A 13,522-nucleotide genomic window follows, 5' to 3' on the forward strand; every position below is an offset into this window, starting at 1 on the left:
GACGGTCCTTTTTAGTTACAAGGTATACAAATGTATGCTTTACATCAATGTAGGTTAACAGCTGAACTTGGCGATTTCTGACTCCAAATTCACGGTTAACTCTTTGATACTGTCGGTAGCGTGATGGGCTTTTTCAGACACATGAGCGGTTTGTGAGGCCGTGTCTGAAATGGTCACCACACGGCGCGCGGTGTCTTCTCCAGCCTCTAGTTGTTCTTTTGCTGCATGGGCAATTTGGTGACTCATTTGCGAGATCTCTCCTAAAGAGTTGGCAACTTTACGCAACTCTTCCCCTGCTTCTTTAGACATACTGACGGTTTTCTCACTAGTATGAATAGACACTGTGACCGATGATTTAGCCTCCTGCGTGGCCGATTGCAGCTTGCCAATCATGGTATGGATTTCTTCAGTGCTGGTTTGGGTACGTTGAGCAAGTTGGCGAACCTCATCTGCAACAACAGCAAAGCCTCGGCCTTGTTCGCCAGCTCGAGCCGCTTCTATGGCAGCATTAAGTGCCAGCAAGTTCGTTTGCTCAGCAATGCTTTGGATCACACTCAATACATTGGCGATATTGGCCACTTCTTCATCTAAGGTTTGGATATTATTACCAGCGCTGTCAATTTGCTGCTCCAATAGAGCGATGGTTTTTGCTGCCTCAGTTGTCAGTTTATCGGCGTTTTGGCCCTGACGTTCTGCTTCTTGTACGGAGTTGGCGGTTTGCTCGGCATGTTCAACAACCGTTTGCGCGGATGCTGTTAGCTCGGTGATGGCTGAGGCGACCATTTGTGTTTCGCTGCTCAGGCTACGCGTAAGTTGCTCTAATTCGTTGGAACGTTTTTCGCCATCGTTGCTTTGCGCTTTAAGCGCGTCACTGACCGTAGCGATTCCACCAACCACGCCTTGTAAGCCTTTTTGCATATAGCTCATAGCGGCAATGATACTGTCTTCTTTGGCGGCACTGGTGTTGATCGGTGAGCTCAGGTTACCGCGAGATACTTGTTTAACGATGGTCAGTACATCATCTAATTCACCGCCGAGCTTATTCGAAAGACCTAGACCAAATTTTGCCAAGGCAAAAGTCAGTGCCACCGCGATCAATAGTGATAGAGTTAATAGCCAGCGAGCTGTAGCCCAGTAACGTTCATCGGTCTCTTTGGCGCTGATCCCCGTACCTACATACCAGCCAAAAACAGGTGTTTTTTGTACCACAGAGGTTAGGTCTACGACTTCGCCTTCACGAACTGAATCCCACTCATAAGTGATAATTTGATTGGTTTTATTGCCAACTAAACGCTCTACCATTCGACCAATACTATTGCCTTTAGCATCTTTGAAGTCGTTAAAACTGGTGCCGTGTAATTGTGGGTCGTGTGGGGTGGCAACAAAATCTAGCTGGTCGTCGACCACATACACGTACTCAGAGTCATGATATTTATTTTCCCTGAGCATCTTAGTGGCGAGCTTTTTAGCCTGTTCTTCATTCAGGGCGCCGGATTGTACATATCCTTCAAATTGCTCAACAATGTTTACCGTGCTCTTCATCAGTTGGTTGATACGCGCAATGTTGTCAGATTCACTGGCATGGCGTAACGCTTGTAATCCTAAGATGGCGACTAGCAAAAGTGAGAGGAAAATAGCCGCTGCGAAAAGTATTATTTTAATTCTTAATGTTAAACCTGATAGCACAATACGCCCCTTTCAGATAATAGAATATTATTATCTACCATGTTTAATGAAATCATGTAAGTAACATATAGTGTATTTCGATAGAAATAGAGATGATATTTCCTCATAATGATGAGGAAATATCATTATTTTGCATTGATTATGTCGACTTCTTGGTCGGTCAGTTGACGGTACTCGCCACTGGCTAGGTTGGCGTCAAGCTCAATATCGGCTATTTTTTCACGATGTAGTTCAACGACTTTGTTGCCTACGGCTGCAAGCATCCGCTTCACCTGATGGTATTTACCTTCGCAGATTGACAATCGCAAACTGTAGCTAGCAAGTTGTTCGGCCATCGCAGGTAATGTGGGTTGTTTTTCATTGTGAAGCTGCACGCCTTCTCTCAATTGTTGCAATGCTTCTTCGGTTATAGGCTCTTGCGTTTCAACAAGATAGGTTTTGTATTTTTGCTTTTTGGGAGACGTAATTTGATGCGACCAGTCACCATCGTTGGTCAGTAGCACTAAACCTGTGGTGTCGATGTCTAAACGCCCAGCAACATGAAAATCTTTTAAGTTAGGCTCATCAAGTAATTCAAATACTGTTGGATGCATTTCATCACTATTTGCACAGACGTAGCCCACCGGCTTGTTGAGCATAAAGTAACGCTTACCAAGATATTGTAATGACTTACCCTGCCAAGTAACTTGATCATTTTGTGTAACCGAATAATCAAATTTCGTGATTACTTCACCGTTTACCGTTACATAACGTTTTTTAATACCTGCTTTGACTTTAGTTCGTGGTAACTCGGCCAGATGGCTCAAAAATTTATCCAGTCGGCAAGGAAATTTCATAATACTTTGTCTGTAAATTAAATAGGTTGATAGTATACGTGATCGTAGGGTTTTAATCAGTTCTTTCGGTAGATAGACGGGAGTAAATCATATGGATGTACACTCAGTAGCCAGTTTTTATCAAACATAGTTTGCAGTACTTCCAGCAGTGCGTTACTCAATAATTGCTTTTGTGCTTCGCTGCGACCCTCTATGAGATGTGCGTGAATGTGCACAAAACCGGTTTTTCCTTCTGCCAGTTTATAATAGTCGGTGCTCTGGGTGCGCGTTTTTAATGTTGTGGGGTCAAATAAAGCAGTACTTTGTGTTGCGAGGTGGACCGCTTCGACCAATTGTTGTGCAGGTATAGGCAAGTTATTAGAGTGTTCAATGATAAGGTGTGGCATGATGACTTATTGCTTCAAGTATGAGTAAATGGGCCTATGTTAGGTGATTTATAGGGAAACACCAGATGTATAAACAAAAAATTTGGTTGATGTTGGCGGGCGCGATGACACTGTTTGGATGTAGCGATGATGCGGCGAAAGTTAGCCTTGGGCTATTCACCACCAAAGATGTCGTCGTCTCTGCACAACAAGATCCGATCGTTACGGGCGTTACATGTCATATCAGCCATGTAGAGGCGAATTTAGATTTTTCAGACCCCTCTGATATGTCGATAGCATGTCGACAGACCGGTGAGATCACAGCCGAGCAGATGCAACAAATCGATTTATCAAAAGATGGTGAAGTGGTGTTTAAAACATCTAAAAGCATTTTGTTTAAGTCTTTAAAAGTTCGTCGTATTTATGATGCTAAAGCCCGCACTTTATTGTATTTATCATATTCAACGAAAGAAACCAGCGGCAGTCACCATCATGCGCTCTCCACCGTGCCTTTATATAACACTCAGGCATGGCAGTGGGCCACAGAGACAGAGTAATTATGTTAGCGTTATTTAAATCAAAACCCTTGTTAAGTGACGGTGAAGTGGCATGGCTTGTCGATACATTTGCGTGGGCCTGTGAAAACTTTGACGGGCAACATTTTTTATCACAAACAAAGATAATTGAGCCGACAGGGCAGTATTTCCCCGATCAGGTATCCAGTGTTGAACAGATGGCACAAACAGTATTCGCTCGTGTGCGTGACTATGCGGGTATGCAAGCTTGGCCATTACAATTGGTAAACCCCGCACATTTACCGGCGCAACAAAGCATTCCGGCATTTAGCTTCAGTGGTATATCAAGGGGTGAAACAGCGGAGCTCGCAGTAGCGCCTTCACAGCCAGTGCTGTTGTCTTATAACCCCAATCAAATAAACCAGCCACAGGATTTAGTTGCAAGCTTTGCAGGAACACTGGCAACAATCGCTATCTACCAAAAAGGCGTATTACCCCCAGGTGGCGAAGCACAAATTGCCGCGGCAAGTGATGCTTTGGCCTGTTTTATGGGGTTTGGTGTGATGATGAGTAACACCGTGTACCAGTTCAAAGGTGGTTGCGGTTCTTGTTACAACCCGTATGCAAACCGACAAGCAGCATTAAGTGAAGAACAAACGGTGTTTATGCATGCCTTGATATGCTACATCAAACCTGAAGTCGACGGCAAAAAGCATTTAAAACCGCATCTTAAAAGTGTTTACAAAAAGGCACATAAACAGATCCAAGAATACATAAAAGGCACTCCTAACCCATTACTGTTAATGCTCAAGGAGCAAAGCGGTGCTTGAATACGTAGATGAATTTTTATTGATAGCACTGGCGCACTTTTTTGCGGTAGCCAGCCCAGGCCCTGATTTTGCGATTGTTTTAAAACAGAGTATTCAGCGAGGCAGAGCCAATGCTTTGTGGACCAGCGCGGGTGTTGCGCTAGGGATTTTGGTCCATGTTACCTATTGTTTGCTCGGCGTGGCTATCGTGTTATCTCAATCTCCTGCGATGTTTAATGTTTTGAAGTATGTTGCGGGCGCTTACTTGGCGTATATGGGTATACAAGCATTACGTGCTAAACCTGCTGGCGACACGCAAAGTGTAAAAGGTGTAGAACATCAAACCTCAGAACGTGCGATACAAGCGCTAAGAAGGGGCTTTTTGGTTAATGCCCTCAACCCCAAAGCTACGTTGTTCTTTCTATCTCTATTCACCTTGGTGATATCACCCACGACGCCAACAATGGTTCAGGCGTTTTATGGACTCTATATGGCATTGGCAACCTGGGTATGGTTTTCGTTTTTGGCGATAGTGCTGAGCCGTACTCAGGTCCGATCATTTTTTCAAAAAGCAGGTCATTGGTTTGACAGAGGGATAGGCGTTATTTTAATCGCACTGGCAGTGCGCGTGGTATTGTAAAAGGTTTTAAGTCGTTATGAGTAATAAGCCGCATATTAATTTTGCATTTGGTTCTAACTTATCAACCAAAAGATTGTTTGCTCGTCTTCCACAAGCTCGATGCCTTGGCGTTGCTAAACTGTATCAACATAGACTGACGTTCAATATGCTCAGTACTGATGGTTCAGCAAAATGTACCATTGAACCTACAAGCTACCGTGATGATGTTGTCATTGGCGTGCTGTACGGGCTTGATGATGAAGAACTCGCCATGCTGGATGCCATTGAAGGAGAGCGTTACGACAGGGTGAGTATCGAAGTAGACTCGGCTCAGCATGGTTTGATAGAGGCATATTGTTACATCGCTAACACCTTTATTGAAGATCAGCTTCCTTTTGATTGGTATGTTCAGCATGTACTAAACGGTGCGCTGGAGCATACCTTCCCAAGCGAGTACGTAGCACTCATTGAGGCCCAAACTCATGTTACGGATCACTTCACCGAGCGCTCAGAACGAGAGTGGCAGTTACATCGCCCACTAAAGAAAACTAAAAAGGCATAGTATGAATTTGCATAACATGATTGGTGCGGGTCTTGCGCTGATATTAACCCTGCCATCGTTGGCTCAACAAACTGACTCCTCTACTGCGAAAAACGCTGTGAATGTGCAAGATGTAGATACAGCAGTACGCCAAGCAATGACACGTTTTAATATCCCAGGGCTTGCGATTGCGGTTGTTGAAAAAGGGCAAGTCGTGATGGCTAAAGGCTATGGTGTTAGGCACCTTACAACATCAGAGCCAGTTGATAAGCATACTCTGTTTGGTATTGCGTCAAATACCAAAGCTTTCACCAGTGCAGCGTTGGCGATGCTGGTGGATGAAGGCAAACTCAATTGGGATGATAAGGTGATAAAGCATCTGCCAGAATTTAGGATGTTTGACGCTTATGTGAGCGCTGAAATGGCCATTAGAGACCTGTTGAGTCATCGAAGTGGCTTAGGGTTGGGCGCGGGGGATTTAATGATCTGGCCTGATACCAACAAAACCACAGAGCAACTCATAGCAGGTATTGCTAACATAAAACCCAGCTCAAGTTTTCGCAGTGAGTATGCCTATAACAATCTAATGTTTGTGGTGGCAGGAGAAGTGGTCGCCAGAGTCAGTGGTATGAGCTGGCAAGATTTTGTTGAGCAGCGTATGTTCACCAAATTGGGGATGGATGATTCAAAAGCTGGTTTCTCGCGTATTAGCCCTGACAATCGTAATTGGGCGACAGGGCACATCCCGATGGATGGTCAGCTGAACCCTTTTTTCGTAAATTACTTGGAAGATTTTCGTGGCGCTGGGGCTATTGCCTCAAATGTTGATGATATGAGTCAGTGGTTATTAACGCAGCTGAATGCGGGCAAAACACCACAAGGCCAGCAGTTATTTAGTGCGCAGCAACAACTGCAAATGTGGCAGCCTCATATCATGCGAGAGGCAAAGGAAGAGAGTTTTACAACCCATCGCCAGCAATTTAGAGGTTATGGGTTAGGCTGGGCAATTGAGGACTACTTTGGGTATAAGAAACTGGGTCATGGTGGCGGAATTTTGGGTATGGTGTCTCAGGTTGCGCTACTTCCAGAGCGGCAGTTAGGTGTCGTGCTACTATCAAATCAGCAAGCATATCCAGCACTGACAGGTATCATCGATGAGGTGTTTGAAGATGCCCTAGGATTGCCTGAGATAGACCGAGTGGAGGTCGCCTTACAAAACTATGAGCAAGAAAAGGCCAACAACTATGCCACTGCGGGCATAAAACCACTCACAACTGTTCAAGCAAGTTTACCACTGAAGCATTACACCGGTACGTTAACAAGTGACTGGTATGGTGATGTGATTGTAAAGCAAGTAGATGGTAATTTGATGCTAGATTTTACTCATACCGATTTGCTTAAAGGTAAGCTTGAGCACTATAGCGGTAATACCTTTGTGGTGCGTTGGCAGGAACGATTACTTGAAGCGGATGCCTATATCCAGTTTAACATGAATAACTTTCAGCAAGTGGTGGGTGCTAACATGGAGTTTGTGAGTCCAGATGTAACCGACTTTAGTTTTGATTTTCACGATTTAGAACTAACCGCTTTGCCTGCTGCTGAGGCAGAGTAACACCAAAGTCTCACTGTGTATGGTGAATAAGCTTGTTACACTGCTTGAAACGAAGATAAAGAGAGTGTTATGCGTACCGCTGTGATCACACACCCACACTGTAGAAAGCACAAAATGCCAGATGAGCATCCCGAGTGTCCACAGCGTCTGGATGCCATTGCGGACAGGCTGCTGGCATCGGGGTTAGATATTGCGCTTCAGCAGCTACAAGCGCCCAAAGCGTCTATGCAGCAAGTTGCGTTGGTGCACGAGCAAGCGTTGATAGATAAAGTATGTGCAAGTATCCCAAGCGATAAAATCAATGCTTTTTCCGAAGATGTGTGGCTAGCGCCAGAGTCTTTACAAGCGATAGAGCGTGCGGTTGGCGCGGGCATTCTAGCGGTAGATCAAATTCTAGCGGGTGATTTGGACGCAGCATTTTGCAGTGTACGTCCTCCGGGTCATCATGCTAATCGAAGCCATTCATCAGGTTTTTGCGTGTTTAACAATTTGGCGATAGCCGTGGAGTATGCCAAAAGTTTAGGTGTTGAGCGGGTCGCAATTTTAGATATTGATGTGCACCACGGTAATGGGACGCAGGATATCTTTAAAACACATGAAGACGTATTGTTTTGCTCGTTATTTCAATATCCTTTTTACCCTAACAGTGACATTGAAAACAATGAACATATCATCAACTCACCGTTGCCTTTGGCGAGCAAAGGAGAAGATTTACAAGCTTTGTTCACTCAGCAGTGGCTCCCAAGGCTCAGGGAGTTTAAGGCTGAGTTGATATTTATTAGTGCCGGATTTGATGCCCACTTGGAAGATGATATGGGCGGCCTGCAGTTTGTTGAGGCTGATTATCAGTGGCTCACAGAACAAATCGTGCAGCTGAGTAAAGAAACTCAAGCCAAAGGAATAATCTCATTTTTGGAAGGTGGGTATGCATTATCTGCTTTGGGTCGCAGCGCTGTGACACACATCAAGGCATTGGTCGAGGGGTAGTCTTTACTTACCCAGAACAAAGCAGTGAAAAGACTTGTTTAATATCTGTAAGTACGACCTTTTGCACACAACACTGGCCATCATCGAGCAGTGCTTGCTGAACTCTCCCTGTGAGTTGAGATAGCGTAGGCAGCTCTTTCTTATAACCTTGTAAATCATAACATTGACCATTGTCATACAGGCATAGCGCGTGCTGTGTTTGCGTATTGCTCAGATAAAATAGGGCGTGATTGAGTGTTTCTTCACAATCAATAAACTCAATACTTTCTTCTAAATAGAGCAAGAATGGGTAATATTTTATTGGCATTGTTTGTTCTCAATCAAAGTATAAAAGGTGTACAACATTATACTTCGTATTCAAGTCAAAATGCGAGGTTGTGCTTAATGGTCTCTGATAACCGTCAATTACAAATCAAAGATATTTTCTCTAATCAACTATTGTCATGCGATCAGCAAACGCCGCTTAGTGAGGCGGTAAAAATGATGCGCAAGCGCCGAGTAAGCTCTATTTTTGTTACTCAGCAACAGCAGATTGTAGGCATTTGGACGGAATCAGATTGTGTCAAACTTAACTTTAATGACCCTGATTTTGCTAAAGCACCCATCGGCACATCGATGACGTCGCCAGTGCATGATATCCAAGTTGATAAAACACTAAGTGAAGCTACGATAAAATTTCATCAGTTAGGGATCCGACACCTGCTGGTCAAAGACCAACAACAAGCGCCGGTTGGTGTGGTTTCGTTGTCTGACATTGTGCGCAACCAAGGGCTCGACCATTACTTGCATTTTCGCCCAATCGAAGATCACTACAACCGCAACGTGGTTATTTTGAAGGCCACTGATTGCGTGTCAAAGGTGATTGAAGTCATGCGGTTAAAGCGGGTGACAGCGGTGTTGGTATACAATCATGAGTTGGTAGAGTATGGCATCATTACACAGCGTGATATTGCCTATATGCTGCTTAATCCAGATTGGCGAATGCCATGCTGGCGGCTCGCTACATACCCAATGTTGCAAGTCAGTCCAAAGGACAGTTTGTTTGATGCATATCGCTTAATGACCTCAGAATCGATTCGACACTTGGTCGTAAAAGAGCCATGTTCTGGTAAAGTCATTGGTCTGCTGCCGTTGAAAAATGTGCTGACTGAGATAGAAACAGCTTACTGTAGTGAGCTTGAAAAGGTATTGGTACAGCGCGACCTTGCCTTACAAAAATCAGAGAAAAACCTGTATTTGGCTAACCGTATTATCGATGCCTCTTTGGATGGCATTATGATCACCCGTGGGGATGGCGAAATTTTACAGATCAACCCTGCTTTTAGTGAGCTTACTGGGTATCAGGACTATGAAGTGATAGGCAAGAACCCTAGCATCTTGAGTTCTGGCCTTCATGATCAAGAGTATTATGACCAAATGTGGGCTGAGCTAAGAAAAAATGGTGTATGGCAGGGGGAGATCTGTAATCGTAAGAAAAGTGGAGAGATCTACGTCGAGTGGTTAACCATCATCGCAATTAATGAACCTTATAGCGATGATGTTTTATACGCGGCAATTTTCAGTGATATTACCGAGCGTAAAAATGCAGAAGAGAAGATAGCTCGGCTTGCTTATTTTGATGAATTAACAGCCTTGCCTAATCGGCGTTTATTTTATGACAGGTTATCCATGGCGTTGGCCTCCGCGCACAGAGATAACCATAAACTTGCTGTGATGTTTATCGACCTTGACCGTTTCAAGGAAGTTAATGACAGTTTAGGTCACAGTGCTGGAGATGAATTGCTGGTGCAGGTGAGTGAGCGTATCAAGAGCCTGTTAAATGAGGGCGATACCTTAGCGCGTTTGGGGGGAGATGAGTTTGTGGTATTACTTACTGAAGTAAAACATATCTCCGATGTGGCAAGTTTTGCCAACAAAGTACTGTCAAAGCTAAGCGTTGCGTTTGAACTCAATGAGCTAAACGTCACCGCCACAGCTTCGCTCGGAGCCGCTGTTTACCCCGAAGACGGGCTAGACAGTGAAACTTTATTAAAACATGCGGATGTGGCGATGTATCGCTCCAAAGAAATTGGTCGCAATTCATTTCAATTATACAAAGCGTCTATGAATGCTCGCTCCTTGGAGCGTTTGTCTATGCTGAGCCGTTTTCAGTATGCGTTGGAGCATGATGAATTTGAGCTATATTTTCAGCCCCTACAATGTTTGGCTAGTGGCCGAATATCCAGCGTCGAGTGCTTGTTGCGCTGGAATGATCCTAATTTGGGAATGATCTCTCCCGTTCAATTTATTCCATTGGCAGAAGAATTGGGGCTTATCATTAAGTTGGACCAATGGGTGATCAATAAAGTCTGTGAGAGCATGGCGCTTTGGCGTCGTCAGGGCAGTGATATTAGACGGATTGCAATAAACGTATCGGCACAGCACTTATGTCAGGGAGAGCTTGCAATCACGGTTGCTAATGCTTTGAATAAACACGGTTTAGATGGTCGTTTCATTGAGCTTGAATTAACGGAAAGTAGTTTTATCAGTAATTTACATGAGGCAAAAAGCGAGCTACAAAAACTTAAGAGCTTGGGGGTTGCCATTGCATTGGACGATTTTGGAACAGGGTATTCGGCGCTCAGTTACCTAACCAAGCTGCCAATCGATACGTTGAAAATTGACGCGAGTTTTGTGGCGAAGATCCCTGATGAATACGGCAACAGTGAAATTGTCAGTGCCATTATTGCGATGGCAAAAGCGCTTAATTTGCAGGTCGTCGCAGAAGGTGTTGAAAAAAGTGAGCAGCGCCAGTTTTTACAAAAACTGGGCTGCAATATCATTCAAGGCTATTGGTTTTGCAAGCCGCTGCGTGCCGACGAATGGTTGCGCTTTTATCATGCGCAGAAAGTGACTTCGTAAGCGGTAAACTTGCGAATATTGATAACGCCGGTATCAAAAATCAGGTACTGGCCTTTGATGCCGAGTAACGTGCCTGTCACCTCTGGGTTTTTATCAAAGTTAAAGGAAGTAATTTTGCTCGGGAACTGTTCAACTGGGAAGCTTAAGTCCACAACTTCCTCATCTAAACGCTCAATGGCTGTAGCGCCAAACAACTCGGCCAACTCATCAAGCTTGCTTTGAATTTGAGGGATTAACTCCTGAGCAGTTGCTTTTAAATCTACTTCATTGCTCACGCCTTTGAGCATATTGCGCCAATTGGTTTTGTCTGCGATAAATTCAGCCAAGGCCACTTCCACAAGACCTGATTGCAATCTGGTTTGGACTTTAAAAATAGGTAATGCCTGTGTGGCACCTTGATCTATCCAACGAGTAGGAATTTGGGTATGGCGTGTAATACCTACTTTTAGTCCTGACGTATTGGCAAGGTAAACATAGTGGGGGATCATACAATTTTCTTCGCCCCATTGCGGCTCGCGACAGGTGCCCTGATCAAAGTGGCACGTTTCAGGCTTCATAATACACATGTCGCAGCTTGCGAGCTTTTTCATGCATACAAAGCAATGGCCTTGCGAGTAACTTTTTTTGGTTTTCTTACCACAGTTGCAGCAGTAGATGTTGCCTGTGTGGGTCAGTGTTAGCTGTTTGCCAATATAGTCATTTAGATTGACTCGCTCATCGCCAATGGGAAGTTGATATTGAATTGGTTGAGTGAGCTGTGCTTTGAGCTTGCTTAAAGTGCCTTGCATCTTTACGCCCCTAAAGATGTTAAAAGGGCGATACTACCAAGCTGGTGAATAAGTCACAATGGTTAGACGAGTTTGTTAAAAAGAAGCGGGTAGCTTTTGCTACCCGCCAAATGTTATTTGTACTTCGCTGAGCGCGTTTGGCTCGTTAATGATTCAAGAATAAATTCTCGCAGGTCATCGTTTGAAGCTTTTAGATCTTCATGTCTAAGATACATCATATGACCAGAACGGTAGCCTTTGAAGCTTAAACGGTCACGCATTTTACCACTTGGGTCTAGCTGCCACATGGTGTACTTGGCGTCAAAATAGTTGGTTGCACCATCATAGTAACCCGCTTGAACCAATACGTTCAAATAAGGGTTTTCTGCCATAGCAGCACGCAGTTGTTCGCCGGTATGGTTATTAGTGCGATCCCACGGATGAACATTGGCCAGCATGTTGTATTGCACATCGGTTTTGTAGTTCAGCTCTTCACGAATATAGTGATTGATTGATGGTGTAAAGGCGTGCAACCAAGCGCTTAACTCAGGGAAGTAGTCTGGCGAGTCACCAGCGTCACGTTTGTCGATACCTAAATAACGAGAGTCTAAACGACCTAAAATGTAGCCTTGATCTCGCAGCAGTTCTTTCCAGAACGCATCATCGCTAACATCCAGATTGTTTTGTAATACAAATTGTTTTGACAGGCCGCTATACAGTGCCACACGTTCGGCAATGGATTGTTTATCTTGTTCTGAGATAAATGCGCCTTTTGCTAAGGCCGGTAAGTACTGATTTAAAGTGAAGGCTTCAACTTCTGACAATAACTCAAGTAAGTCTTTTTGTTGTAAGTGTGCTGGTAATACTTTGTGATGCCACGCAGTTGCTGCGAAATAAGGTAAACGGTTGGCGGCTTTCACAGGCCCATCTCGGTTGATACCAATATCCGTTGGAGAAACTAACACCACACCATTTAAGAACCACCAATGCGCTGACTGTAACTCTTTAGCAAGGCCTGATACTCGGGTGGTGCCATAACTTTCACCAATTAAAAATTTAGGTGATAGTGAGCGGCCATTACGGGTGACAAAGGTGTTGATCCAGCTGGCGAGATATTTAATATCAGCATTGACGCCAAAGAATTGCTTTTGTTGTTCTTCTTTGCTGGGCATTTTGCCATCTTTGTCAGGCAGCACGCGAGAGTACCCCGTGTTTACAGGATTCACAAACACAATATCTGCAACATCAAGTACAGAGTAAGGGTTGTCTTTCATGCCATAAGGCTGAACAGGATACCCTTCGTCATCGATTTTTAAAACGCGTGGGCCTGTATAGGCAATGTGCATCCAAACCGACGCAGAACCGGGTCCACCATTGAATGAAATAAGCAGTGGGCGTTTACTTAAATCGTCTACTTTGTCTTTTTTGTAGTAGTTGTAATACAAGGTAGCGGTGGGTTCACCCTGTTCATTCCAAACAGGCTGTGTGCCAGAGGCGACGCTGTAGTTTATACGCTCACCATTAATGGTCGCTTTGTGGTTGGTAACAACTTTACTATCAATATCAATCTTACGTTGGTGCTCAGCTGCGTTGCTACCAAAGCTTATTACTATGGTGCACACAACCAACAATTTGGTTAAGTTCATACATTTCCCCGAACGATAATTTATTCCCATTAAAATTGCTTTTGTTCCAGTTTTCAAAGGGTATGAGTCGAATGCCCCCAATGGTGGGACGACTGGTGAACCCCGAGTGAAACTGTAAGTGCATTATGCATAGTCAGCAAATCGCTGACGAGCCCATAACAGCTACATTTTTACATTTGCACCAGTAATGAGCATGACGCGCAATATTGCACCCAATTGGTGCGAAATTATACAGAAA

At 44.3% G+C, this 13,522-nt stretch carries 13 protein-coding genes; 7 read left to right on the plus strand and 6 right to left on the minus strand.

Annotation, left to right across the window (positions count from 1 at the left end):
- Positions 1-54: 54 nt before the first annotated feature.
- From L1070_RS11060 to L1070_RS11070, 3 genes are all read right to left on the minus strand, one after another.
- Complete coding sequence (locus L1070_RS11060) at positions 55-1,686, minus strand: methyl-accepting chemotaxis protein (RefSeq protein WP_237125591.1); 1,632 nt, start codon at positions 1,684-1,686, stop codon at positions 55-57.
- Between the two features lie 125 nt (positions 1,687-1,811).
- Positions 1,812-2,522 (minus strand): 16S rRNA pseudouridine(516) synthase RsuA, encoded by a 711-nt coding sequence (rsuA, locus tag L1070_RS11065; RefSeq protein ID WP_237125592.1) that lies wholly within the window; start codon positions 2,520-2,522, stop codon positions 1,812-1,814.
- 56 nt (positions 2,523-2,578) lie between these two features.
- Positions 2,579-2,908 (minus strand): 5-carboxymethyl-2-hydroxymuconate Delta-isomerase, encoded by a 330-nt coding sequence (locus tag L1070_RS11070; RefSeq protein ID WP_237125593.1) that lies wholly within the window; start codon positions 2,906-2,908, stop codon positions 2,579-2,581.
- 65 nt (positions 2,909-2,973) lie between these two features.
- On the opposite strand from L1070_RS11070, the gene L1070_RS11075 reads away from it, so the two are divergent.
- The 6 genes from L1070_RS11075 to L1070_RS11100 all read left to right on the plus strand — a co-directional run bounded on the left by L1070_RS11075 (position 2,974) and on the right by L1070_RS11100 (position 7,970).
- Positions 2,974-3,444 carry a CreA family protein gene (locus tag L1070_RS11075; protein WP_070983793.1) on the plus strand — a complete coding sequence of 157 codons (471 nt, stop codon included), beginning with the start codon at positions 2,974-2,976 and terminating at the stop codon, positions 3,442-3,444.
- 2 nt (positions 3,445-3,446) lie between these two features.
- Positions 3,447-4,232, plus strand: a complete 786-nt coding sequence (locus tag L1070_RS11080) for a hypothetical protein (protein WP_237125594.1) — start codon at positions 3,447-3,449, stop codon at positions 4,230-4,232.
- Positions 4,225-4,851 (plus strand): LysE family transporter, encoded by a 627-nt coding sequence (locus L1070_RS11085; protein ID WP_070983795.1) that lies wholly within the window; start codon positions 4,225-4,227, stop codon positions 4,849-4,851. The genes L1070_RS11080 and L1070_RS11085 overlap by 8 nt, the downstream gene beginning before the upstream one ends.
- A gap of 16 nt (positions 4,852-4,867) precedes the next feature.
- Entirely contained in the window at positions 4,868-5,392 is a 525-nt protein-coding gene (locus tag L1070_RS11090; RefSeq protein ID WP_070983796.1) for a gamma-glutamylcyclotransferase family protein, read from the plus strand.
- Position 5,393: 1 nt separating this feature from the next.
- Positions 5,394-6,983: a serine hydrolase gene (locus tag L1070_RS11095; RefSeq protein WP_237125595.1), complete on the plus strand. Its 1,590-nt coding sequence runs from the start codon at positions 5,394-5,396 to the stop codon at positions 6,981-6,983.
- A 69-nt stretch (positions 6,984-7,052) separates the two neighbouring features.
- Positions 7,053-7,970: a histone deacetylase family protein gene (locus L1070_RS11100; RefSeq protein WP_237125596.1), complete on the plus strand. Its 918-nt coding sequence runs from the start codon at positions 7,053-7,055 to the stop codon at positions 7,968-7,970.
- A gap of 7 nt (positions 7,971-7,977) precedes the next feature.
- Here L1070_RS11100 and L1070_RS11105 read toward each other — a convergent pair whose 3' ends face one another.
- A complete protein-coding gene (locus tag L1070_RS11105) occupies positions 7,978-8,277 on the minus strand; it encodes a hypothetical protein (RefSeq protein WP_070983798.1) in 300 nt (99 codons plus the stop codon).
- Positions 8,278-8,354: 77 nt separating this feature from the next.
- On the opposite strand from L1070_RS11105, the gene L1070_RS11110 reads away from it, so the two are divergent.
- The gene (locus L1070_RS11110) at positions 8,355-10,871 is read left to right on the plus strand and encodes an EAL domain-containing protein (protein WP_237125597.1); all 2,517 of its coding nucleotides are present in this window, start codon (positions 8,355-8,357) and stop codon (positions 10,869-10,871) included.
- Here L1070_RS11110 and L1070_RS11115 read toward each other — a convergent pair.
- Together L1070_RS11115 and L1070_RS11120 are read right to left on the minus strand one after the other, a co-directional pair.
- The gene (locus L1070_RS11115; RefSeq protein ID WP_070983799.1) at positions 10,847-11,659 is read right to left on the minus strand and encodes a DUF2797 domain-containing protein; all 813 of its coding nucleotides are present in this window, start codon (positions 11,657-11,659) and stop codon (positions 10,847-10,849) included. The genes L1070_RS11110 and L1070_RS11115 overlap by 25 nt on opposite strands.
- 113 nt (positions 11,660-11,772) lie before the next feature.
- Complete coding sequence (locus L1070_RS11120; protein ID WP_070983800.1) at positions 11,773-13,284, minus strand: carboxypeptidase; 1,512 nt, start codon at positions 13,282-13,284, stop codon at positions 11,773-11,775.
- Between the last annotated feature and the right edge of the window lie 238 nt (positions 13,285-13,522).

It is taken from the genome of Pseudoalteromonas sp. MMG022, assembly GCF_021654245.1.
In the GTDB taxonomy this organism is placed as follows: domain Bacteria; phylum Pseudomonadota; class Gammaproteobacteria; order Enterobacterales; family Alteromonadaceae; genus Pseudoalteromonas; species Pseudoalteromonas amylolytica.

What these genes read in the sequence shown, in the direction of transcription:
- L1070_RS11070 (WP_237125593.1), bottom strand. Translation starts at nt 2,908, where the DNA reads ATGCCACACCTTATCATTGAACACTCTAATAACTTGCCTATACCTGCA.
- L1070_RS11095 (WP_237125595.1), top strand. Translation starts at nt 5,394, where the DNA reads ATGAATTTGCATAACATGATTGGTGCGGGTCTTGCGCTGATATTAACC.
- L1070_RS11075 (WP_070983793.1), top strand. Translation starts at nt 2,974, where the DNA reads ATGTATAAACAAAAAATTTGGTTGATGTTGGCGGGCGCGATGACACTG.
- L1070_RS11080 (WP_237125594.1), top strand. Translation starts at nt 3,447, where the DNA reads ATGTTAGCGTTATTTAAATCAAAACCCTTGTTAAGTGACGGTGAAGTG.
- L1070_RS11105 (WP_070983798.1), bottom strand. Translation starts at nt 8,277, where the DNA reads ATGCCAATAAAATATTACCCATTCTTGCTCTATTTAGAAGAAAGTATT.
- L1070_RS11090 (WP_070983796.1), top strand. Translation starts at nt 4,868, where the DNA reads ATGAGTAATAAGCCGCATATTAATTTTGCATTTGGTTCTAACTTATCA.
- L1070_RS11115 (WP_070983799.1), bottom strand. Translation starts at nt 11,659, where the DNA reads ATGCAAGGCACTTTAAGCAAGCTCAAAGCACAGCTCACTCAACCAATT.
- L1070_RS11120 (WP_070983800.1), bottom strand. Translation starts at nt 13,284, where the DNA reads ATGAACTTAACCAAATTGTTGGTTGTGTGCACCATAGTAATAAGCTTT.
- rsuA (WP_237125592.1), bottom strand. Translation starts at nt 2,522, where the DNA reads ATGAAATTTCCTTGCCGACTGGATAAATTTTTGAGCCATCTGGCCGAG.
- L1070_RS11100 (WP_237125596.1), top strand. Translation starts at nt 7,053, where the DNA reads ATGCGTACCGCTGTGATCACACACCCACACTGTAGAAAGCACAAAATG.
- L1070_RS11110 (WP_237125597.1), top strand. Translation starts at nt 8,355, where the DNA reads ATGGTCTCTGATAACCGTCAATTACAAATCAAAGATATTTTCTCTAAT.